General features: G+C 66.8%; 16 protein-coding genes. 5 read left to right on the top strand and 11 right to left on the bottom strand.

The genetic code is table 11. From position 1 onward, the window contains the following. Nucleotides 1-3 precede the first annotated feature (3 nt). A complete protein-coding gene (locus tag EQZ23_RS02315; RefSeq protein WP_128452854.1) occupies nt 4-1,953 on the bottom strand; it encodes a peptidylprolyl isomerase in 1,950 nt (649 codons plus the stop codon). A gap of 173 nt (nt 1,954-2,126) precedes the next feature. On the opposite strand from EQZ23_RS02315, the gene tpiA reads away from it, so the two are divergent. Continuing rightward, nucleotides 2,127-2,870, top strand: coding sequence for a triose-phosphate isomerase (tpiA, locus tag EQZ23_RS02310; RefSeq protein WP_128452853.1), 744 nt, complete (start codon nt 2,127-2,129; stop codon nt 2,868-2,870). 176 nt (nt 2,871-3,046) lie between these two features. Then, entirely contained in the window at nt 3,047-3,694 is a 648-nt protein-coding gene (locus EQZ23_RS02305; RefSeq protein ID WP_240663142.1) for a hypothetical protein, read from the top strand. Nucleotides 3,695-3,801: 107 nt separating this feature from the next. Here the strand turns inward: EQZ23_RS02305 and EQZ23_RS02300 are convergent, their stop codons facing one another. Together EQZ23_RS02300 and EQZ23_RS02295 are read right to left on the bottom strand one after the other, a co-directional pair. After that, nucleotides 3,802-5,190: a leucyl aminopeptidase family protein gene (locus EQZ23_RS02300; protein ID WP_128452851.1), complete on the bottom strand. Its 1,389-nt coding sequence runs from the start codon at nt 5,188-5,190 to the stop codon at nt 3,802-3,804. Continuing rightward, nucleotides 5,187-6,581 carry a serine hydrolase domain-containing protein gene (locus EQZ23_RS02295; RefSeq protein ID WP_128452850.1) on the bottom strand — a complete coding sequence of 465 codons (1,395 nt, stop codon included), beginning with the start codon at nt 6,579-6,581 and terminating at the stop codon, nt 5,187-5,189. The genes EQZ23_RS02300 and EQZ23_RS02295 overlap by 4 nt, the downstream gene beginning before the upstream one ends. A 162-nt stretch (nt 6,582-6,743) precedes the next feature. Here EQZ23_RS02295 and EQZ23_RS02290 point away from each other — a divergent pair, with 162 nt between their 5' ends. After that, entirely contained in the window at nt 6,744-6,890 is a 147-nt protein-coding gene (locus EQZ23_RS02290) for a lmo0937 family membrane protein (RefSeq protein WP_128452849.1), read from the top strand. Nucleotides 6,891-6,985: 95 nt separating this feature from the next. Here the strand turns inward: EQZ23_RS02290 and rimO are convergent, their stop codons facing one another. Next, nucleotides 6,986-8,338, bottom strand: coding sequence for a 30S ribosomal protein S12 methylthiotransferase RimO (rimO, locus tag EQZ23_RS02285; protein WP_128452848.1), 1,353 nt, complete (start codon nt 8,336-8,338; stop codon nt 6,986-6,988). 95 nt (nt 8,339-8,433) lie between these two features. On the opposite strand from rimO, the gene EQZ23_RS02280 reads away from it, so the two are divergent. Next, the gene (locus tag EQZ23_RS02280; protein ID WP_128452847.1) at nt 8,434-9,522 is read left to right on the top strand and encodes an anhydro-N-acetylmuramic acid kinase; all 1,089 of its coding nucleotides are present in this window, start codon (nt 8,434-8,436) and stop codon (nt 9,520-9,522) included. Between the two features lie 209 nt (nt 9,523-9,731). Here the strand turns inward: EQZ23_RS02280 and EQZ23_RS02275 are convergent, their stop codons facing one another. From EQZ23_RS02275 to EQZ23_RS02245, 7 genes are all read right to left on the bottom strand, one after another. Beyond that, nucleotides 9,732-10,043 (bottom strand): hypothetical protein, encoded by a 312-nt coding sequence (locus EQZ23_RS02275; RefSeq protein ID WP_128452846.1) that lies wholly within the window; start codon nt 10,041-10,043, stop codon nt 9,732-9,734. Nucleotides 10,044-10,141: 98 nt separating this feature from the next. After that, entirely contained in the window at nt 10,142-11,314 is a 1,173-nt protein-coding gene (locus EQZ23_RS02270) for a VWA domain-containing protein (RefSeq protein WP_128452845.1), read from the bottom strand. A 12-nt stretch (nt 11,315-11,326) separates the two neighbouring features. Further along, a complete protein-coding gene (locus EQZ23_RS02265; RefSeq protein ID WP_128452844.1) occupies nt 11,327-13,240 on the bottom strand; it encodes a CocE/NonD family hydrolase in 1,914 nt (637 codons plus the stop codon). A gap of 87 nt (nt 13,241-13,327) precedes the next feature. Next, nucleotides 13,328-13,894, bottom strand: a complete 567-nt coding sequence (locus EQZ23_RS02260) for a CHAP domain-containing protein (RefSeq protein WP_128452843.1) — start codon at nt 13,892-13,894, stop codon at nt 13,328-13,330. A 48-nt stretch (nt 13,895-13,942) separates the two neighbouring features. Next, complete coding sequence (locus EQZ23_RS02255) at nt 13,943-15,406, bottom strand: hypothetical protein (RefSeq protein ID WP_128452842.1); 1,464 nt, start codon at nt 15,404-15,406, stop codon at nt 13,943-13,945. 36 nt (nt 15,407-15,442) lie between these two features. After that, nucleotides 15,443-16,297, bottom strand: a complete 855-nt coding sequence (locus EQZ23_RS02250; protein ID WP_128452841.1) for a MoxR family ATPase — start codon at nt 16,295-16,297, stop codon at nt 15,443-15,445. A 67-nt stretch (nt 16,298-16,364) separates the two neighbouring features. Next, a complete protein-coding gene (locus EQZ23_RS02245; RefSeq protein WP_240663140.1) occupies nt 16,365-17,045 on the bottom strand; it encodes a hypothetical protein in 681 nt (226 codons plus the stop codon). Between the two features lie 249 nt (nt 17,046-17,294). Between EQZ23_RS02245 and EQZ23_RS02240 the strand changes: the two genes are divergently transcribed. Then, complete coding sequence (locus EQZ23_RS02240; protein WP_128452840.1) at nt 17,295-19,616, top strand: S9 family peptidase; 2,322 nt, start codon at nt 17,295-17,297, stop codon at nt 19,614-19,616. The last annotated feature ends 2 nt before the right edge of the window (nt 19,617-19,618 follow it).

Below are 19,618 nucleotides of genomic sequence, written 5' to 3'. Positions count from 1 at the left end.
CGATCAGTTGCCGCTCTGGCCGAGCAGGTCGGCGCGGGTGCGGGCGAGCGCGGTCGAATCGGTCTTCACGCCGACATCGGCACGGACCGCCTTGGCGAACTGTTCGACATATTCGCGACCGACCGAGCGGCCGATATTGGCGCGCGCCGCCTTGATCGCCGCATCGTTACCGGCCGCGTTGCCGCTGGCGATGCTGTCGAGCTTGATGACGAACCAGCCACTGTCGTCGGGTGCAGCAAGCGTCTTGGCGGTGTTCGGCGCCATGCTGAACATCAGCGCGAGGGCGGGCGGCGCACCGCGCGGATCGGCGGCGATCTGCGCGCGCGAGGCGGTCAGCGGACGCGGGGCCGGGATCTGCAGCTTGGTCTGCGCCAGCGACTGCGCGATCGGCATGCCCTTGTTGATCCGTGCGAGCACATCGGCGGCAACTTTCCGCGCCGCCTGACGCGCTCGCTCGGCGGTCACGTCGCGCAGCACGGCGTCGCGGACCTGTGCCAGCGGACGTGGCGTTGCGGGAACGACGCGGCCGAGCGCAACGACGGCGAACCCGCCATCGGTGCCGAGCTGGACGAGCTGCGGGCCATCGCCCTCCGCCGCCTGGAACGCAGCGGCCACGAGCGGCGCGATCGCCGGATCGGGCTTGCTGGTCGCGTCGTCGGGGTTGACGCCGTTCGCGATCAGCGCGGGCGTGGTGACCGGCTTCATCTTCTGGTCGGCGATCACCTCGTCGAAGGTGGCGTTGCCCGACAGCGAATCGTCGATCTTGTCGTGGATCGCGGACAGCGCCTCGGCGGATTTCCGGGTGGCGAGCGTCGCGGCAATTTCGCCACGCACCTGATCGAGCGTGCGACCGGGGACGTTCTCGATCGTGTCGATCTTGGCGACCGTCCAGCCGAGTTGCGTACGGACCGGGCCAATCACCGCGCCGCTAGCGGCGGCGAACACGGCGTCGGCGACCTGTGCCGACGTCGTGCCGGCATAGGCGGCCTTCTCGACGCCGGTCTGGGTCGAGGCTTCGAGGCCGGCGGCACGCGCGGCATCGGCGAGGCTGGTGCCGGCCTTCACCTTGGCGGCGAGCGCATTGGCACCGGCCTGATCGGCGACGACGACTTGCGTGATGGTCCGCTTTTCGGTGGCTGCGTAACGCGCGCGATCCTGCTGATAGGTCTGGGCGATCTCGGCGTCGGTCGGGACGGCCTGCGCCTTGACCTGATCGGGCGTGACGACCGCGTAGCGGACGATGCGGCGCTCGGGCACCGTGTAGCGTGCGACGTTACGCTTGTAGAAGGTGGCGAGGTCGGCGTCGCTCGGCGTCGGGCCAGCGGGGACCACGGCGGCGGGGATGAAGCCGATCGTGCCGGTACGCTTTTCGAGCAACAGCGACGCGTAGGGCAGCGCGAGCTGGCTGGCGACCTGGGTTGCGCCGGTGCTCGGGATGGTGAGCTGCTGCGCGTAAGTGTCGCGCACGATGTCGCTGCGGATCTGCGCGTCGGTCAGCTTGCGCTGGGCGAGCACCTGGCGGTAGAGATTCTCGTCGAACTTGCCGGTCGGCCCCTGCAAGGCGGGGATGCTGGCGATCTGGCCGTCGACCGCGCGCTTGCTGACGACCATGCCCTGTGCACGGCCGAATTGCTCGAGCGCCATGCTGGAGATGATCCGGTCGAGCGTGCCTTCGAACCCGCCCTGATTGACGAAGGTCGCCATGTCGAGCGTCGGCTGTTCCTGGCGGAAACCTTCGAGCTGGGTCTGAACCTGCGTCTTGAGTTCGTTCTCGGTGACCTCGGCCTTGCCGACCTTCGCGACGTCGCCGCCGGTGATGCCTGCGCCGCCCGTCATCGAGCTGAGCCCGGTGATGTCGCCGGCCGCAAACGCGAGTGCGATCACACCGAGCACGATGAAGGTGATGACCACGCCGACCTTCGAATGGGTAAGGCGACGAAAGAAAGCGAGCATGGACAGCCGATCGACAGGGATGGGAACGCGGTTGCTTTACGGGGGCGAGGGCGGCTCTTCAAGTCGGGCGCTTCAAGGTCGTGCGGGCTCGGGTGGGCCCAGCCCGCGTCGTGCGGGGGTTGTGCGCGCCGGGGGTGGCGCTATCGCTAGGCAAAATGCTTGGGGGAATAGCGATGCGGCGCAAGCTGGTAGCAGGAAACTGGAAGATGAACGGTTCGCGGGCGATGCTCGTCGAACTCGACGCGATTGCCGCGGCGGCGAGTGCTGCACCCGGCGTCGACGTATCGGTCGCGGTGCCGTTCACGCTGATCGCGGCGGCAGCCGAGCGCGTGCCGAGCCTCGCGATCGGTGCGGAGGACGTGCACGAGGCGGAGTCGGGTGCGCATACCGGCTGCGTGTCGGCGGCGATGGTCAAGGAGGTCGGCGCGTCGTTCACGATCGTCGGCCATTCCGAGCGGCGTTCGGACCAGCATGAGACGAGCCATGATGCCTGGGCAAAGGCGGCAGCGGCGCGGCGGCAGGGCTTGCAGGTCATACTGTGCTGCGGCGAGACCGAGGCCGAGCGTGACGCCGACCGTGCCGAGCGCGTGGTGCAGGCGCAGATCGAGAAGTCGGTGCCGGACAATGCGGACGGGAGCTGGTTCACGCTCGCGTACGAGCCGCGCTGGGCGATCGGGACGGGGCGCACGCCGACGCTGGACGAGATCGCGGCGATCCACGCGATCGCGCGCGCGAAGCTGCGGATGCTGATCGGCGATGCCGCGGCGGGCGTGCGGATCTTATATGGTGGATCTGTGACCGGCGCGAACGCGGCCGCGATCCTGGCGACGCCGAACGTCGATGGCGCGCTGGTCGGCGGTGCGAGCCTGACCGCGGAGAAGTTCGTGCCGATCATCGAGGCCGCGGCGTCGCTTTGACGAGGCTGTGAAGGGTTGGGTCGAACAGCGTTAAGTCGCGATAAACCCTATGGTCTTAGGTTTAAGGGGCGATTGGGCGATCTGATCGTTGGTCGGCGTGGCGCGGCTTTTGTGCGAGGGTTGATATGGCCAGATGGTTTCCCGGATGCGTAGGTGCCTCGATCGCTGCCTGTGCGGTGCTATGCGCGGCCCCCGCGCGGGCGGAAACGCCGCGCGAATTGCTGACCCAGGCCGGCTTCGTCGATCGCGATCGTGGGGTTGCGCTGGCACGGATCGACAAGGCGGCGGCGGGCGCGGGGCAGGCGCTGAGCCGGTCGCCGAACGACCAGGAGGCCGCGATCATGCAGGCGATGGCGAACGGCTATCGCGCGAAACTACTCGGCAATCGGGGGCAGGCGATCGCCGCGCGGAAACAATATGAGGCGCTGGTGGCGCGCTTTCCACGCAATGCCGAGGCGCAGGCGGCGCTTGGCGCGTGGCATGTCGGGGTGATCGCCAAGCTTGGGCGGTTCGTCGGGCGTGCGGTCGCCGGCGCGCAGAAGTCGACCGGGTTCGAGGCGCTCGACCGGTCGGTGGCGCTCGGCGGGAACCGTGCGATGTTCGCGGGGCTGGCGGGTTTGCTGCGGCTTGAACTGGACCCGAAGGATGCGCGCGGGCGGGCGCTGCTGGAGACGGCCAGCAGGGCGCCGACCCCGACCGCTATCGACGGTTTCGTGCGACGCGCGGCGATCGCGGTGCTCGTGCCGCTCCGAGCGGGCGATACGGAAGCGACGAAAACGCTAGCGGACAAGATGCTGCCGTTCGGGCAGTTTGCTGCGGGGTAACATGTCGTCCGTCATGCCGGGCTGGTTCCGGCATCCACCGTGCCGCGCGACCAGCGGACTGAGATCTCGTGGCACGGTGGATCCCGGAACACGTCCGGGGTGACGGGTCAGGGGCGAGGGTAGCGCTTTGCCAACATCGCCAAGGATGCCCTCAAGGCATAGGCTTCACCACCCTTGGGCCGCCCGGGCTTGGCCGACGGGCGCCATGCGAACACATCGAGATGTGCCCAGGCCGTATTTTTCGGCACGAACCGGCGCAGGAACAGCGCCGCCGTCACCGCGCCGGCGAACCCGCCATCGGGCGCGTTGACCATGTCGGCCACGTCCGACTTCAGCATCTCGTCATAGGCGTTCCACAGCGGCAAGCGCCACATCTGGTCGGCTTCCGCGATCCCGGCCGCGAGCAGGTCCGCGGCGAGCGTCTCGTCGTCGGTGAACAGCGGCGGCAGGTCCGGACCGAGCGCGACACGCGCAGCGCCGGTGAGGGTCGCGAAGTCCAGGATCAGAGCGGGGTTGCTCTCGCCCGCCTTGGTCAGCGCATCGCCGAGGACGAGGCGGCCCTCCGCATCGGTGTTGGTGTTCTCGACCGTCAGACCTTTACGCGTCGCGAGCACGTCGCCGGGGCGGAACGCGTTGCTGGCGATCGCATTCTCGACCGCGGGGATCAGCAGGTGGAGGCGGACCGGGAGTTTCGCGGCCATTACGAGGCTCGCGAGTGCTAGCGCGTGCGCGGCGCCGCCCATGTCCTTCTTCATCAGCCGCATGCCGGCGGATGGCTTGATGTCGAGCCCGCCGGTGTCGAAGGTCACACCCTTGCCGACCAGTGCGATGCGCGGGTGCGACGGATCGCCCCATTCGAGTTCGATCAGGCGGGGCGCGCGGTCCTTGCTTGCGGCCTGGCCGACCGCGTGGATCATCGGGTAGCCGGTCGCGAGCGCATCGCCTCGCGTGACCGTGACGGTCGCGCCTTGGCGTTTGGCGAGCGTCTCGGCGGCGGCCTCGAGGTCGGCGGGGCCCATGTCGGACGCGCCGGTGTTGACGAGATCGCGGACCATCGCGGTGGCTTCAGCGAGGCACACGGTCTGGTCGATATGCGCGGCGTCGGCGGTCAGGAGTACGCGGGCGCCGACCGGGTCGGGCTTCACGTAACGGGTGAAACTATGCTGGGCGAGCATCCAGCCGAGCCCTGCGGCGCCGACAGGGCCTTCCGCGAGACGATAGGTCCCGGCTGGCAATGACGCGCCGAGCGAGGCGATCCGCCACGGCGAGGTCAGCGCCTCGTTGCAGACCAGCAGCATCGACCAGTCGTCCGCGGTGTCGCCGGGCAGCACCGCGCGGTCCCCGGCCTTGCCGGTCAGGCGGTGCGCGGCGACCGTCGTGCGGATGCGCTGCGCCTGTTTGGCGAGCCAGCCTTCATAGGCGTCGGGGTGGACGACATGGATCGTCCGCGCGGGCTGGCCGCGGTCGGGCAGGAGCATCGAAGCGAAGTCGGTCATGAAGCGGGTGCCACCAAAAGTTGTTCGTATCGGCCGGTCGCGCCGGGCTCGGCATAGGTGCTGAGCGAGAGCGTGCGGTCGGGATAGGTTATGCGATAGGTGCGGTTGACGAAGCCGCCGCGCAAGCGCGCCTTGCCGGTTTGTGCGAATGCGGTGGGTGTACCGAGCGCGCCGAGGCTCGACTTGTAGTCGGCGAGCGCGACGGGCTTGAAGTAATAGTTGGCGTCTTCGGTGAGGCCCTTGCGGTCGAGCGTGCCGGTGCGGAGCTGGTCGTAGACGCTGCGGGCGCGGGCGAGGGCTGCGGTGTCCTCGGCGCTGGCGGTCGCGGGCGGCAGGACGATCCTCGCGACGCCTTTCGAAATGCGGCCGACGGCATCGCTGAACCAGCTGTTGGTGAGGACGACGATCGCGGCCTTGTCGTCGGGGTAGACGATGTTTTCGGACAGGAAGCCGACCGCCTCGCCGCTATGCTCGACATAGCGGCGGCCGTCCGCGCTGCCGGTGAACACGCCTAGGCCGTAGCCGTTGCTCGATCCGTCGGCGAGCTTGACGGGGGTTTCCTGCGCGGCCCAGTCGTCGGCGGGGAGCGTGGTGCGATTGAGACGCGCGACGTCCCATTTGGCGAGATCCTGCGCGCTCATCGAGAGTTCGCCGGCGGCGTAGAGCCAGCCGGGCGCGCTCGGCGTCTCGGCGCGGACGGGGCCGAGCGCGAACCGGCCATAGCCTTGCGGGAACGCCTTGCCGATCGCCTTGTCCTGGTCGAGCGCGCGGATATCGAGCGGCTTGAAGATGCGCTGCTGGAGGAAGCTGAGCAGCGGTTGGCCGGATACCTTCTCGACGATCATCCCGGCGACGACATAGCCCGTGTTCGAATATTGCCACTGCGTGCCGGGTGCGAAATCGAGCGGCTTCTTCGCCCAGCGATCGACGATCTGCTGCGGCGTGACGGGCTTGGCCATCGCGGCGAAGCTGTAATCCTGCGGCCAGTAATCCTGCAGGCCCGAGGTGTGGCTGAGCAACTGGCGGATCGTGATGCGGTCGCCGCCGGTGATGCCGGGGATGTATTTCGACACGGTATCATCGAGGCTCAACTTGCCCTCGTCCTCGAGGAGCAGGACCGCGGCGGCGGTGAACTGCTTGGAGATCGAGGCAATCTGGTAGGGGAGTTTCGGGTCCGCCGTCGCGATCGTTTCGGAGGGTTTGCCATACGCCTTGGCGAACACGATCCGCCCGCCGCGCACCACCGCGATCGAGGCGGAGGGCACGCCGGTGTCACCGAGCGCGCCGGCGACGAGCGTGTCGATCTGCGCAGTCTCGGCGGGGGTGAGCGATTGTGCGATGGCCGGGATCGGCAACGAGAGCGCCGCGACGGCGAGAAGGCGGGTCAACATCCTCGCAACGAAGCAGAACCGGGACGTCCGCGCAACGTGGCGATTTTAATAGCGTGGCGGTTGAAGGGGTTAGACTATGGCAGAAATGTTGACGGAACATGGATCAACACAGCGACGTTTCATTGCGGGGCCCGGAGCCTGAATTATCAAGGGGATTCAACCATGCTGTATACCATCGCCGTCATCCTGCTGATCCTTTGGCTGGCCGGGTTCGCCTTCCATGTCGCAGGCGGGCTCATCCATATCCTGCTGGTGATCGCGGTCATCGTCGTGCTGGTGAAGCTGTTCACCGGACGCAGCGTCGTCTGAACCCGCGTTCTCCTGCGAACGCAGGAGTCCAGGGACACAGGCGGTATCGCTTGGTACCCTGGGCTCCCGCTTTCGCGGGAGAACAGCAAGCGAGATTAGATCGGCACACCGTAGAGATCGTGGTCGTCGGCGTCCTCGATCGTGACCGGTACGATATCGCCGACCGTCAGATGGCCGGCGTCGCGCAGGAAGACCTCGCCGTCGATCTCGGGCGCATCGGCCTTCGAACGGCCCGTCGCGCCCTCCTCGTCGACCGCATCGATGATCACGTCGAGCGTGCGACCGATCTTAGCCTGCAGCTTGGCCGCCGAAATTGCCGCGGTCTTTTCCATGATGCGGGCGTAACGCTCTTCCTTGAGCTCTTCGGGCACATGATCGGGCAGCGCGTTGGCTGCGGCGCCCTCGACGGGTTCGAAGCGGAACGCGCCGACTCGGTCGAGCTGGGCTTCGTCGAGCCAATCGAGCAGATACTGGAAATCCTCCTCGGTCTCGCCGGGGAAGCCGACGACGAAGGTCGAGCGGATCGTGATGTCGGGCGCGATCTCACGCCATTTGTGGATGCGCTGGAGCACCTTGGCATCGTTGCCGGGGCGCTTCATCCGGCGCAGCACCGACGGCGCGGCATGCTGGAACGGGATGTCGAGATACGGCAGCACGAGACCCTCCGCCATCAGCGGAATGACGTGATCGACGTGCGGATAGGGGTAGACGTAATGCAGGCGCACCCAGGGGGCGATCTTGCCGAGCTCACGCGACAGATCGGTCATGTGCGCGCGCACCTCGCGCGATTCGCCGCGCGACATCGGGCCGCCGGTCTTCACCGGCCAGCTGGCGTGGCGCAGGTCGACGCCATAGGCCGAGGTGTCCTGGCTGATGACCAGCAGTTCCTTCGTGCCCGCTTCGACGAGCTTTTCGGCTTCGCGCAGGATCGCGTCGGGGCGGCGGCTGACGAGGTCGCCGCGCAAGCTCGGGATGATGCAGAACGAGCAGCGGTGGTTGCAGCCTTCCGAGATCTTCAGATAGCTGTAGTGGCGCGGCGTCAGCTTCAGCCCGGCGTCGGGGATCAGGTTCAGGAACGCGGACGGCGGCATCGGGGCGGCTTCGTGGACCGCGCCGACGACCTGCTCATATTCGTGCGCGCCGGTGATCGCGAGGACCTGCGGGAAGCGCTCGCGGATCGCGTCGGCTTCCTTGCCCATGCAGCCGGTGACGATGACGCGGCCATTCTCCGCGATCGCCTCGCCGATCGCCTCGAGGCTTTCCTCCTTCGCCGAATCGAGAAAGCCGCAGGTGTTGACCAGCACGATGTCCGCGCCGGCATAATCCGGCGACATCTGATAGCCGTCGCCGCGCAGCTGCGTGAGAATCCGCTCGCTATCGACGAGGTTCTTCGGACAGCCGAGCGAGACCATGCCGATCTTGGGCGGGGAGGGGAGTGTTGTTGCCATGAAGCCCGCGCACATAGGCGCAAAGTTCGGTTTTTTCTAGGCGGGTGGAATGCGATCCGGCATGGCTCCGGCCGAGTGCCCGGGAAGGAACTAAAATGCTGGCCATTGGACTGATGTCGGGGACGTCGCTCGACGGGATCGACGCGGCGCTGATCGAGACCGATGGCGAGGCGTTCGTGCGGCCGATCGCGTTTCGCGGTGAGCCCTATTCGGATGCGGCGCGCGCCGAACTGGCCGAGGCGACGCGGATGGCGCTGACGTTCGAACGCCCGCGCGCGAGCCCGCCGGTGATGGCGGCCGGTGACCTGGTCACGCGGACTCATGTGTTCGCGGTGCATAAATTGCTGGCGGATGCGGGCGTCGCGGCGGCGGAGGTCGACGTGATCGGCTTCCACGGCCAGACGATCGCGCATCGGCCGGATCGGCGCTGGACGTGGCAGATCGGCGACGGCGCTGCGGTCGCGCGCGCGACGGGGATCACGACGGTATCGGATTTTCGTTCGGCGGATGTGGCGGCGGGCGGACAGGGTGCGCCGTTGCTGCCGGTGTATCATGCTGCGCTGGCGGCGGGGCTGGAGGGGCCGGTCGCGGTGCTGAACCTTGGCGGGGTGGGGAACATCACCTTCATTCCCGGCGGGGCTGAGGCGCTGGTGGCGTTCGATACCGGGCCGGCGAACGGGTTGATCGATAGTTGGGTCGAGGCGGAAACCGGTGCGCGCTATGACGCGGGCGGTGCGCTGGCGGCGTCGGGGCGGGTCGACGAGACGGTGCTGACGGCGATGCTCGATCACCCGTTCTTCGATGCACCACCGCCCAAGTCGCTCGATCGCAATGATTTTACGATCCAGCCGGCGCGGGGACTGTCGGCGGCGGATGGGGCGGCGACGTTGACCGCGTTCACGGCGGCGACTGTGGCGGAGGCGCTGCGGCATCTGCCGGCGCGGCCGGTTCGACTTCTGGTCGCGGGGGGTGGTCGGCATAATCCGACTCTGCTGGCGATGATCGCGGCGCGGACCGGGCTGATGGTCGAGCCTACCGATGCGCTCGGGTGGAACGGCGATGCGCTGGAGGCCGAGGGGTTCGCCTATATGGCGGTTCGGACGCTCAAGGGGCTGCCGATCAGCTTTCCGGGGACGACTGGCGTGCCGGAGGCGATGGTCGGTGGGGTGGTGGACCGGGCTTAGGTCGGCCCGCATCTTCTAGTTTGTTCTCCCGCGAAGGCGGGAGCCCAGACTGGGCTCCCGCCTTCGCGGGAGAACATGGCTTTGGGGAAAATGCCTCTAAGCCCAATGCCGCCCCGGCCTTCGCCGGGGGGGTAGGTGGTTCGCTAGAGTCCAGGGTCACGGGCGTGCTGCCGGTTGACCCCGAACCCCAGCCTTCGCGCTAAACCGCGTTAGGCGCTCTTGCCACCCTTGGGCTTCGCTGGCGTCTTCGGTGCAGACTTCTTCTTCGCCGGCGTCTTCTTGTCGTCGTCCTTCGCGCGCAGAGCAGGCGCAGCGATGGCGGCGGCGATGCCGGCGATGACCGTGGCGCCGACGGCGATCGCGGTCTTCGGGTGTGCCTTTACCGCGTCGGTAGCGGTCGCGAACTTGGCCTTGGCCGCATCCGTTGCCTCATCGACCCACTCGCCCGCAGCCTTGGTTGTGGTCTTCGCGTCGGTCTTGCGCGCATCGTCCTCGTCGTGATGGACTTTTGCGTGGGGCATTGCGGAATTGGGGATGGACGACATAGAGCGTTCCTTGGACAGCGAATGATGGATGTTAAACCGATCGCAACCATGACGGTTCCGTTACGGTCGCTAGCCTATCGCTTCCGCGTCAGCTCGCGCATCGCATCGTCCAGCCCGGCAAGGCTCAGCGGGTACATCCGGTCGGTCATCAGCTCGCGGATGATCCGGACCGATTGCGAATAGCCCCATTGCGCCTCGGGCACCGGGTTGAGCCACGCCGCCGACGGATAGGTATTCGTCAGGCGCTGCATCCAGACCGCGCCCGGCTCCTCGTTGAAATGCTCCACCGAGCCGCCGGGATGCGTGATCTCGTACGGGCTCATCGACGCGTCACCGACGAAGATCAGTTTATAGTCATGGCCGAACTTGTGGAGCACGTCCCACAGCGGCGTGCGCTCGGCGAAGCGGCGTGTATTGTCCTTCCACACGCCCTCGTACGGGCAATTGTGGAAGTAGAAGAATTCGAGATTCTTGAACTCGGTGGTCGCGGCGGAGAACAGTTCCTCGCACAGTTTCACGAACGGATCCATCGACCCGCCGACGTCGAGGAACAGCAGCAGCTTGACCGCATTGCGGCGTTCGGCGCGCATGACGATGTCGAGATAGCCCTGCCGTGCGGTGCCCGAGATCGTGCCGTCGATGTCGAGTTCGTCCGCCGCGCCCTCGCGCGCGAAACGGCGGAGGCGGCGCAGCGCGATCTTGATGTTGCGGGTGCCGAGTTCCTTGGTGTTGTCGAGATTGCGGAATTCGCGCTGGTCCCAGACCTTCAGCGCGCGCTTGTGCGTGCTTTCGCCGCCGATGCGGACGCCTTCGGGGTTGTAGCCGCCATTGCCGTAGGGGCTGGTGCCGCCGGTGCCGACCCATTTGTTGCCGCCCTGGTGGCGTTCCTTCTGCTCCTCGAGACGTTTCTTGAGCGTATCCATGATCTCGTCCCACGAGCCGAGCGACTTGATCGCCGCCATCTCCTCGGGGCTAAGGAATTTCTCGGCGACCGCCTTGAGCCAATCCTCGGGTATCTCTCCTGAACCGGTGCCCGTGGCGAGGCCGCGAAAGACCTTGGCGAAGACCTGGTCGAACTTGTCGAGCAGCCCCTCGTCCTTCACGTACACCGCGCGGGAGAGATAGTAGAAATCCTCCGGCGTCCGCTCGATCACCTCGGCGTCGAGCGCCTCCAGCAGGATGAGGTGCTCCTTGAGGCTGGCAGGAATTCCGGCGCTGCGGAGCTCGTCGAGGAAGTTCAGGAACATGGGGTTACGTCCTCACTTGGCCGCGGCGATCGGCAGTTCGATCGCGCTGGGCTGGGCGGCCGAGTGGAAGACGCTGATGGTCGCCTTGCGATAGTCGGCGGGCTTCGCGTCGAAGATGTTGGGGACATAGGTCTGCGGGTTGCGGTCGTAGAGCGGGAACCAGCTGGACTGGACCTGCACCATGATGCGGTGGCCGGGGAGGAAGACGTGGTTGGCGTTGGGCAGGACCACGCGGAAATGCGTCGGCTGGCCGGCGACGATCGGGGTCGGCGTCTCGAAGCTGTCACGGTAGCGGCCGCGCAGAATGTCCATCGAGACGGCGAGCTGGTAGCCACCCATCTCGGGCTTGTCGGAATATTCGGCGGGGTAGACGTCGATCAGCTTCACCACGAAATCGCCGTCGGTGCCGGTGGTGCTGGCGATCAGGTCCGCGACGGGGGAGCCGGCGATCGCGACCGGGCTGGTCAGCGGCGGTGTCTGGTAGGTCAGGACGTCGGTGCGATCGGAGAACGGACGCTGGTCGTCGACCAGCCATTGCCGCCAGGTCGAGCCGGTCGCGTAGGTCGGGCGGATCGGGCGGAGGCGGTACGGGATCGGCTTGGCGGGGTCAGAGATATAGTCGTCATGGCCGTCCGTCGTGGGCGCGGTGGCCGCGAGGCCGCTGGCGGGCTGGAAATAAAGCTTCTGCGTGTCCGTGGAGTTCGGCCAGCCGGCGAGCGTCTGCCACTGGTTCGCGCCGGTCTGGAACGCGGTAACCGGGGCGAGCGGCGCGGGCGTACCGCCGGTCTTCAGCGCGCCGTCGAGGAACGGCAGCAGGACGTTCTTGCGGAACCAGAGCGCGGTGTCGGCATCGAAGCGGATCGCGCCCAGCGTCGAGCCGTCGCCGTTCGCGCCGCCATGTGCCCAGGGACCGAGCGCGAGGTGGTTGACGTGGTCGGGATCGACCTTCGACACCGCCTCATAGGCCGCGACCGCGCCGTAGATATCCTCCTGATCCCATTGGCTGGCGACCCAGAGCGTCTGCACGGTCTGCTTCTGCTTGGGCAGGATCGTCTCGAGCGCCTGGCCCTGCCAGAACGCGTCGTACGCCGGGTGATCGTGGAGGCGGCGGACGAAGGGGAGCTGCTCCAGACCGCGGCTCTTCACGAATGCGCTGGCCGACCCGGCGCGCAGGAAGGTGTCGTAATCGTCATACGCGTCGCGCCACAGGTCGCCGGCTTCACCCTTGGCGGCGTCCTGGCTGTAATAATAGTCGTAGCCGATCTGGCGGAAGGCGCCGCCGTGGAAGTCGTCGTCGCCCTTCCAAGTGTTGATCACCGGGTTCATCGGCACCGCGGCCTTCAGCGCGGGGTGCGGGTTCACCAGCGCCATCGCCGCCATCATGCCGTCATAGCTGCCGCCGATGATGCCGACGCGGCCGTTGCTGTTCTTGAGGTTCTTCACCAGCCAGTCGATCGTGTCGTAGGCGTCGGTCGAGTGGTCGACCTTGGTTGTGTTGAGCGGGCCGATCAGCGGGCGTTCGTTGATATAGGCGCCGTTCGAGCCGTTCTTGCCGCGGACGTCCTCGAACACGCGGATATAGCCGGCGTCGAAGACCATCGAATCGGACGCGCGCAGCGTCATCGCGCCGCTGGAACTCGACGAGCGGCTGGCGACGCTCTCGGCGTTGTAGGGCGTGCGCTGGAGCAGGATCGGCGCGTCGGTGAGGCCCTTGCGCTGGACGATGACCGCGTGGAGCGTCACGCCGTCGCGCATCGGGATATCGACCTCTCGGCGCTCGAAATCGAAGCTTGCGTTGGCGGGGACGAACTTCGCGGGGATATCGCCGCCGGGGGGCGGGGCCTTTTCCTTTTGCGCCCCGATCGCGGAGGGGGCCGAGGTCGCGAGCAAGGCCAGCGTGATCGTCGTGAAAGCCTTGAACCGCATCGTCATCCTCACCGTCTTTTCGCAGACGGTGGTGGCACGGTTTGGCGGGTGGCGGCAATCCCCGCCGACGGGTCAGCGCATAACGGGTCAGCGCGCGATCGGGCCGCCGCTTACCGGCACGTAGGCGTCGATCAGCGCACCGACATAATCGGGGTTGCGGCTGGTGAGTTCGGGCGCGGCATGCGCTTTGCCGTAGATAAAGCCGTAGACCGGATAGACCCCGCCGCCGAGCCCGTCGACGTCCTTGTACCAGACCTTCACGTCGCTCCAGTCGTTCCGCGGCGACACGTCGAACAGCGTGACGTCCTGCTCGGCGTGACCACGCTCGCCGTTCTGGCGCGACCAGTTGGCATGCGTCAGCATCACGACGCGCTTCTCGACCACCCGGCTGACCACCGCGACATGCCCCATCGGCAGGCGGGTCGTCTTGGCGAAGACGATCACCGCGCCTTCCTTGGGCTTGTGCGTGCGTTCGTACTTGCCGTCCGCCTGCCCCCACCACGTCCAGGCGTCACCGTAGATCTGGATCCCCGACGCGGCGCGCGCGAACGGTACGCACTGGCCGACATAATCGAGCAGTGAACGGGCCTGGGCACCGGTCGTCGTAGCGGCGGCAAGAGCCAAAGTGAGGAGCGCTCGGGGGATTCGCTTCATGCTTCCCGGATACGAAACGGACGGTGACTGGCAGGTTTCGTCCTATGGTTAACGCAGGCGCCTGCCACGTTTTTCGGGCAGGTCGGCGCGCGCGTAGAGCGCCCAGTCCAGGCCGGACAAGGCAAGGTGGCGACCGGCGCGGACGAAGTCGTACCGGCTCGCGCAGCGCGCGAGGGCAGCGGCGGGGCGTGTTTTCGGGTCGAGATCGACGAACGCGAAGGCGGCGGGCGCGGTGGGGTCGGTGCAATCTTGGCGGATCGTTAGCGGATATCCCGTGCTGCGGGCTGCGATGTCGAGAACCGGGACTGGGCGGATCGAATCGACGACGACGCTCGCGCTGCGGGGGAGGCGTGTGCGCATTTCGGCGATCGCCAGACCGGGATCACCCCGCGCCGCCGTCGCCAGCGTGGCATCGCGGTAGAGGCTTGCGCCAACCACGACCAAGGCCAGGACGATTGCCGCGACCTTGTGCCAACCGCCCCGCCGGATCGCGGCGCCCGCGGTGTCTGCCAGCAGCAGCAGCAGCCCGACGACCGCGACCAGATAATAGCGTGCGAAGCCTGCATTGCCGATCCGCCAAAGCGCGATGCCAAGGACAAGCGGGAAGGCGATCGTCGCGAACAGATAGAAGGCGCGCCGGTCGGGGGGCGATCGCAGCGCCATCGCCAGGATCGCGACCAGGGTGGTGACGATCGTCGCCGCCGTGGTGGGCCACGCGAGGCCCAGTGTGTAGGCGATGGTTTCCGCAAGGACGTCGGCGAACGCGGCTGGTGCAAAGTCCGGATAGCCGCCCGCTTGAAAGCCCGTGATGCTGGCGGACGCCGCGGCCATGACGAACGCGACGACGAGAGCAAGGACGGCGAGCGAGGGCCCCAGCGTGCGGGCCGCGGTAGCAACCGCGGCGTCGATCGAAGCGTGGCGGCCCCGGGCCATGACGATCCAGCCGGCGAATGCGGCGAGCGCGAAGACGTAGGTGAATTGTGCGAGCATCCCCGCGAGGGTCAGCGCGGCAAGCGTCCAGGCGGGGGGCGGTTCCTCGCCACGGTCGAGCCATCGATCGATTGCGAGAATCGACAGGAGCAGCGCAAGGAGCATCGGGCCATAGCCACGCGCTTCCGCCCCGTACGCGACGAGGATCGGCGATACCGCAAAGAGCGTCGCTGCGATGAGCCCGGTCGCCACGCTGCGCCGCCAGCCGATTGCGGCGGCAACCGCGATCGACGCCGTGCCGGTTACGATCGAGAGGGTGCGGATCAGCAGGGGCGGCGCATGGGGACCGACCAGCAGGATCCACAAACTATTGAGATAGTGGTTGTTGTCGTGGTTGATCCGCCAGAATATTCCCCAGACGGACCCCGTCTCCGCGACGAACTGTGCGGACCACGCTTCGTCCACCCACAGCCCGCCGCGCGCCCCCCAGATCCGCAGGCCGAACCCCAACAGGACGATCACGGCGAGCGCCGAGGCCTGCCGGGCGCGGGTTTTCGGCGAGAGCGGCAACGTGTCCAGCATCCCGGACGCTATGCCGTGCGATGGTTAAGGGCGTCCTTACCCCTGGTTCTTCTGCCGCTTCGCCATGAACGCGAGGCGCTCGAACAGCATCACGTCCTGTTCGTTCTTCAGCAGCGCGCCGTGCAGCGGCGGGATCGCCTTGGTCGGGTCGCGGTTCTGGAGCACCTCGAGCGGCATGTCCTCGTGCAGCAGCAGCTTCAACCAGTCGAGCAGCTCGGAGGTGCTCGGCTTCTTCTTCAGGCCAGGCACGTCGCGGACGTCGTAGAACAGGTCCATTGCCTTGCTGACGAGGATCTTCTGGATGCCGGGGAAGTGGACGTCGACGATCGCCTGCATCGTCCCGCGATCGGGGAACTTGATATAGTGGAAGAAACAGCGGCGGAGGAACGCGTCGGGCAGTTCCTTCTCGTTGTTGCTGGTGATGATGACGATCGGGCGCTCGACCGCGCGGACGGTTTCCTTGGTCTCGTAGACGTGGAATTCCATCCGATCGAGTTCCTGCAACAGGTCGTTGGGAAACTCGATATCGGCCTTGTCGATCTCGTCGATCAGCAGGACGGGCGGGGCGGGTTGCGTGAACGCCTCCCAGAGCTTGCCCTTGCGGATATAGTTGCCGATGTCGTGGACGCGTTCGTCGCCGAGCTGGCCGTCGCGGAGGCGGGCAACTGCGTCGTACTCGTAGAGGCCCTGCTGCGCCTTGGTGGTCGACTTGATGTTCCACTCGATCAGCGGCGCGCCGAGCGCTTTCGCGATCTCGTAGGCGAGCACGGTCTTGCCGGTGCCGGGTTCGCCCTTGATCAGCAGCGGACGGCGCAGCGTGACCGCGGCGTTGACCGCGACCTTCAGATCGTCGGTCGCGACGTAGCTCTGGGTGCCCTCGAAGCGCTTCATGCGATATCCCGTCCGGTTCTGAATACCGGGTATGGATAGAGGGTGTTCGCGGGTTGGCGCAAGCAGGTTACAGGTCGCCGCGGGCACTCGCACGGGCTTCGAGCAGCGACCACAGGCCGCGGTGCTGCGCGAACAGCTGTTGCGCGCCGAACAGGATGGCGCGCTGCGTGGCCGGGGAAGTGCCGAGCGCCGCTATCAGCGCCTCGATTTCGGTGTCCGATGGGAAGTTCGGTGCGGGTACGGCAAGGGCGAACCGCTCTGCTGCGACACCGAGCATCAACCGGATCGCACCCCAATCGAGCAACAGCGCCGCAACCGCGCCGGTCGCGCAGCCGCGTCGGTCGGATCGTGCGAGCATTTCAAGTGCGTGGCGTTCGCCGACCAGCGCCGATTCGGTTTCCGCCTGGCCGGGTGTCGAGGGCAGCGGGCCGACAGCGGCGGTGAGCAGCGCGAGATAGGTCCGTTCGTCGACGAACCCGCTGGCAGCGGCGCCGAGCCAGTCCTGTGCTTCGGGCTGGGCCGCATGCGCCAAAACATCGGCGACCATGCCGGGATGGTCGCCGTGTACCGAACACAGCGCGTGCACCGCGTCGGACAGGTTGCGCGGTGGCTGGCCACCAGCGATCAGGCGGCGATAATGGGGATGTGCCGCGCTGCCGTCGGCCTCGGCCAGCCGGACGAGCGCCTGCCAGGCGCTGCGCTCGCCAACTGGGCCATTGCCCTCGGGTGCCACGGTCGAAATAATCATGCTCCAGATGTGCTGCACCGTGGAAGGGTCGCCACGGAAATGTTCTCGCCCTTCTCTTTAAACGAACCGCGTAAAGACGAGGTTTACGGCAGGGTAATTCGCTGGTGGTCGCGGATCGGGGACAAGCCAAGTTAAGGTTTGCGCTGCGATGCGCCCTTTACGTCGTCGCATGCCGTCGCGATAACGCGCCACCGAACATCTTCGGGCCGGCGGTTTTATCCGGCGGAGTGATCCCACGGAGTCTACAGGATGCGAACATGGTTGCTCGGGCTTGCGCTTGCTTCGGTCGGAACTGCCGCGATGGCTGCTGATCAGGTGACGCCCGCCCCCGGTCCTGTGGCAGCAACGCCCGCGCCCGACCCGGTGAGGCCGGTCGAGGCCGCCAAGCCCGGCGACCTGACGATGGCCCGCGTGTTCGGCAATCCGGACCTGTCGGGATCGCAGCCCCGCGCTGTACGGCTGTCCCCGGACGGCACGCTGCTGACGAGCTTGCGCAACCGCGACGACGAGAAGGAGCGTTTCGATCTCTGGGCGGTCGACACCGCAACCGGCCAGGCACGCATGCTGGTCGATTCGAAGAAGGTCGGCAGCGGCGCCGAACTGACCGAAGCCGAGAAGATGCAGCGCGAGCGCGCGCGGATCGGCGGACAGAAGGGCATCGTCGCGTACGATTGGGCTCCCGACGGCAAGTCGATCCTCGTGCCGCTCGACGGCGACCTGTATCTGGCAAGCCTCGACGGCAAGGTGACGCGGCTGACCAACACGCCGGGCGGCGAACTGAACCCGGTGGTCAGCCCCAAGGGTGGCTTCGTCTCGTTCGTGCGCGACCAGAACGTCTTCGTCCAGCCACTGGGGGGTGGCGCCGCCCGCGCCGTCACGACAGGCGGCGGCGGCACCGTGCATTTCGGCGAGGCGGAGTTCGTCGCGCAGGAGGAAATGGATCGCCGCACCGGATACTGGTGGTCGCCCGACGAGCGCTACGTCGCGGTCGAGCGGTTCGACGAGGCGCCCGTCCACACCGCGACGCGCGCGTCGATCGGCGCGACCGGGACCAAGGTGTACGAGCAGCGCTATCCGGCGGCCGGCACGCCCAACGTGCTCGTCGATCTCTATATCATGAAGCCCGACGGCTCGGGGCAGGTGAAGGTCGACCTCGGCACCAACCCCGACATCTATCTCGCGCGCGTCGACTGGACGCCGGACGGCCGGATGCTCCTCGTCCAGCGCCAGAGCCGCGACCAGAAACTGCTGGAGATGCTCCGCGTCGATCCGGCGACGGGCAAGTCCACAGTCCTGTTTACCGAAAAATCGGGCGTAAAGAGCTGGCTCAATCTGTCCGATGCGTACCACGTGCTCAAGGACGGCAGCATGATCTGGCGGTCCGAGCGCAGCGGCTATGGGCATCTCTACCGGTTCGCGTCGGGCAAGTGGACGCAGATGACCAAGGGCGACTGGGTCGTCACCGATCTGGTGGGGGTCGATGAAGCCAAGGGACGGCTGTTCTTCCTCGGCAACAAGGACGACGTGCTCGAGCAGCAGCTCTATTCGGTCGATGTCGCCAAGCCGAACGTGATCACCAAGCTGACGGAGGCGGGCTGGTGGAACAGCGCGACGATGGATGCGGCCGCGAGCCGGTTCATCATCTCGCGCTCGAACCCCAAACAGCCGACGCAGGTCTATCTGGCGGACGCGACGGGCAAGCGGCTGTCGTGGATCAACGAGAATGCGGTGGTCGAGGGGCATCCCTATTACCCGTATCTGCAGAGCCATCAGGAGACCAAGTTCGGGACGCTGAAGGCCAAGAACGGCATGACGCTCTATTACGAGATGATCACACCGCCGCTGGAGCCCGGCAAGAAATACCCGGTGTTCTTCGAACATTATGGCGGGCCCGGCACCGGCCAGCAGGTCACGCGCGGCTGGCAGGGCGGATTGCCGCAATATCTGGTCGATCGCGGCTGGATCTATTTCAAGATCGACAATCGCGGCTCGTACAATCGCGGCAAGGCGTTCGAGGACCAGATCTATCATGCGATGGGCACGGTCGAGGTCGAGGACCAGCTGTCGGGCGCGAACTATCTGAAGTCGCTGCCGTTCGTCGAGCCGAGCAAGATCGCGACCTATGGCTGGTCCTATGGCGGATACATGTCGCTGAAGATGCTGGAGAAGACGCCGGGCGTGTATGCGGCGGCGGTCTCGGGCGCGCCGGTGACCGACTGGCAGCTGTACGACACGCATTATACCGAGCGGTATCTGGGCGATCCGGCGAAGGATCCGGCGAGCTATTCCACGTCGGCGGCGGTCGAGGAGGCGAACAGGATCGTCGATCCGCTGCTGCTGATCCACGGCATGGCGGACGACAATGTGTTCCTGGACAATTCGACCAAGGTGGCCGCACGGATGCAGGCGACGGCGACGCCGTTCGAGATGATGTTCTACCCCGGCTATACGCACCGCGTGTCGGGGCCGGGGATCAGCGAGCATGTCTGGGGGACGATCCTGAACTTCCTTGACCGGACGGTGAAGGACAAGCCGGTTCCCGCCGAGGGGGCGTCGGCGCCGGTAAAGTAAAC

This window comes from Sphingomonas sp. UV9, assembly GCF_004101245.1.
Taxonomy (GTDB): Bacteria; Pseudomonadota; Alphaproteobacteria; order Sphingomonadales; family Sphingomonadaceae; genus Sphingomonas.
Note: the sequence above shows the minus strand (reverse complement) of the source record. Positions and strands in the feature narration are given on the sequence as shown.

Coding starts and splice junctions, on each gene's coding strand:
- EQZ23_RS02255 (WP_128452842.1), bottom strand. CDS start 15,406: ATGCTGGACACGTTGCCGCTCTCGCCGAAAACCCGCGCCCGGCAGGCC.
- tpiA (WP_128452853.1), top strand. CDS start 2,127: ATGCGGCGCAAGCTGGTAGCAGGAAACTGGAAGATGAACGGTTCGCGG.
- EQZ23_RS02250 (WP_128452841.1), bottom strand. CDS start 16,297: ATGAAGCGCTTCGAGGGCACCCAGAGCTACGTCGCGACCGACGATCTG.
- EQZ23_RS02240 (WP_128452840.1), top strand. CDS start 17,295: ATGCGAACATGGTTGCTCGGGCTTGCGCTTGCTTCGGTCGGAACTGCC.
- EQZ23_RS02260 (WP_128452843.1), bottom strand. CDS start 13,894: ATGAAGCGAATCCCCCGAGCGCTCCTCACTTTGGCTCTTGCCGCCGCT.
- EQZ23_RS02280 (WP_128452847.1), top strand. CDS start 8,434: ATGCTGGCCATTGGACTGATGTCGGGGACGTCGCTCGACGGGATCGAC.
- EQZ23_RS02315 (WP_128452854.1), bottom strand. CDS start 1,953: ATGCTCGCTTTCTTTCGTCGCCTTACCCATTCGAAGGTCGGCGTGGTC.
- EQZ23_RS02275 (WP_128452846.1), bottom strand. CDS start 10,043: ATGCCCCACGCAAAAGTCCATCACGACGAGGACGATGCGCGCAAGACC.
- EQZ23_RS02270 (WP_128452845.1), bottom strand. CDS start 11,314: ATGTTCCTGAACTTCCTCGACGAGCTCCGCAGCGCCGGAATTCCTGCC.
- EQZ23_RS02245 (WP_240663140.1), bottom strand. CDS start 17,045: ATGATTATTTCGACCGTGGCACCCGAGGGCAATGGCCCAGTTGGCGAG.
- EQZ23_RS02290 (WP_128452849.1), top strand. CDS start 6,744: ATGCTGTATACCATCGCCGTCATCCTGCTGATCCTTTGGCTGGCCGGG.
- EQZ23_RS02265 (WP_128452844.1), bottom strand. CDS start 13,240: ATGCGGTTCAAGGCTTTCACGACGATCACGCTGGCCTTGCTCGCGACC.
- EQZ23_RS02295 (WP_128452850.1), bottom strand. CDS start 6,581: ATGTTGACCCGCCTTCTCGCCGTCGCGGCGCTCTCGTTGCCGATCCCG.
- rimO (WP_128452848.1), bottom strand. CDS start 8,338: ATGGCAACAACACTCCCCTCCCCGCCCAAGATCGGCATGGTCTCGCTC.
- EQZ23_RS02300 (WP_128452851.1), bottom strand. CDS start 5,190: ATGACCGACTTCGCTTCGATGCTCCTGCCCGACCGCGGCCAGCCCGCG.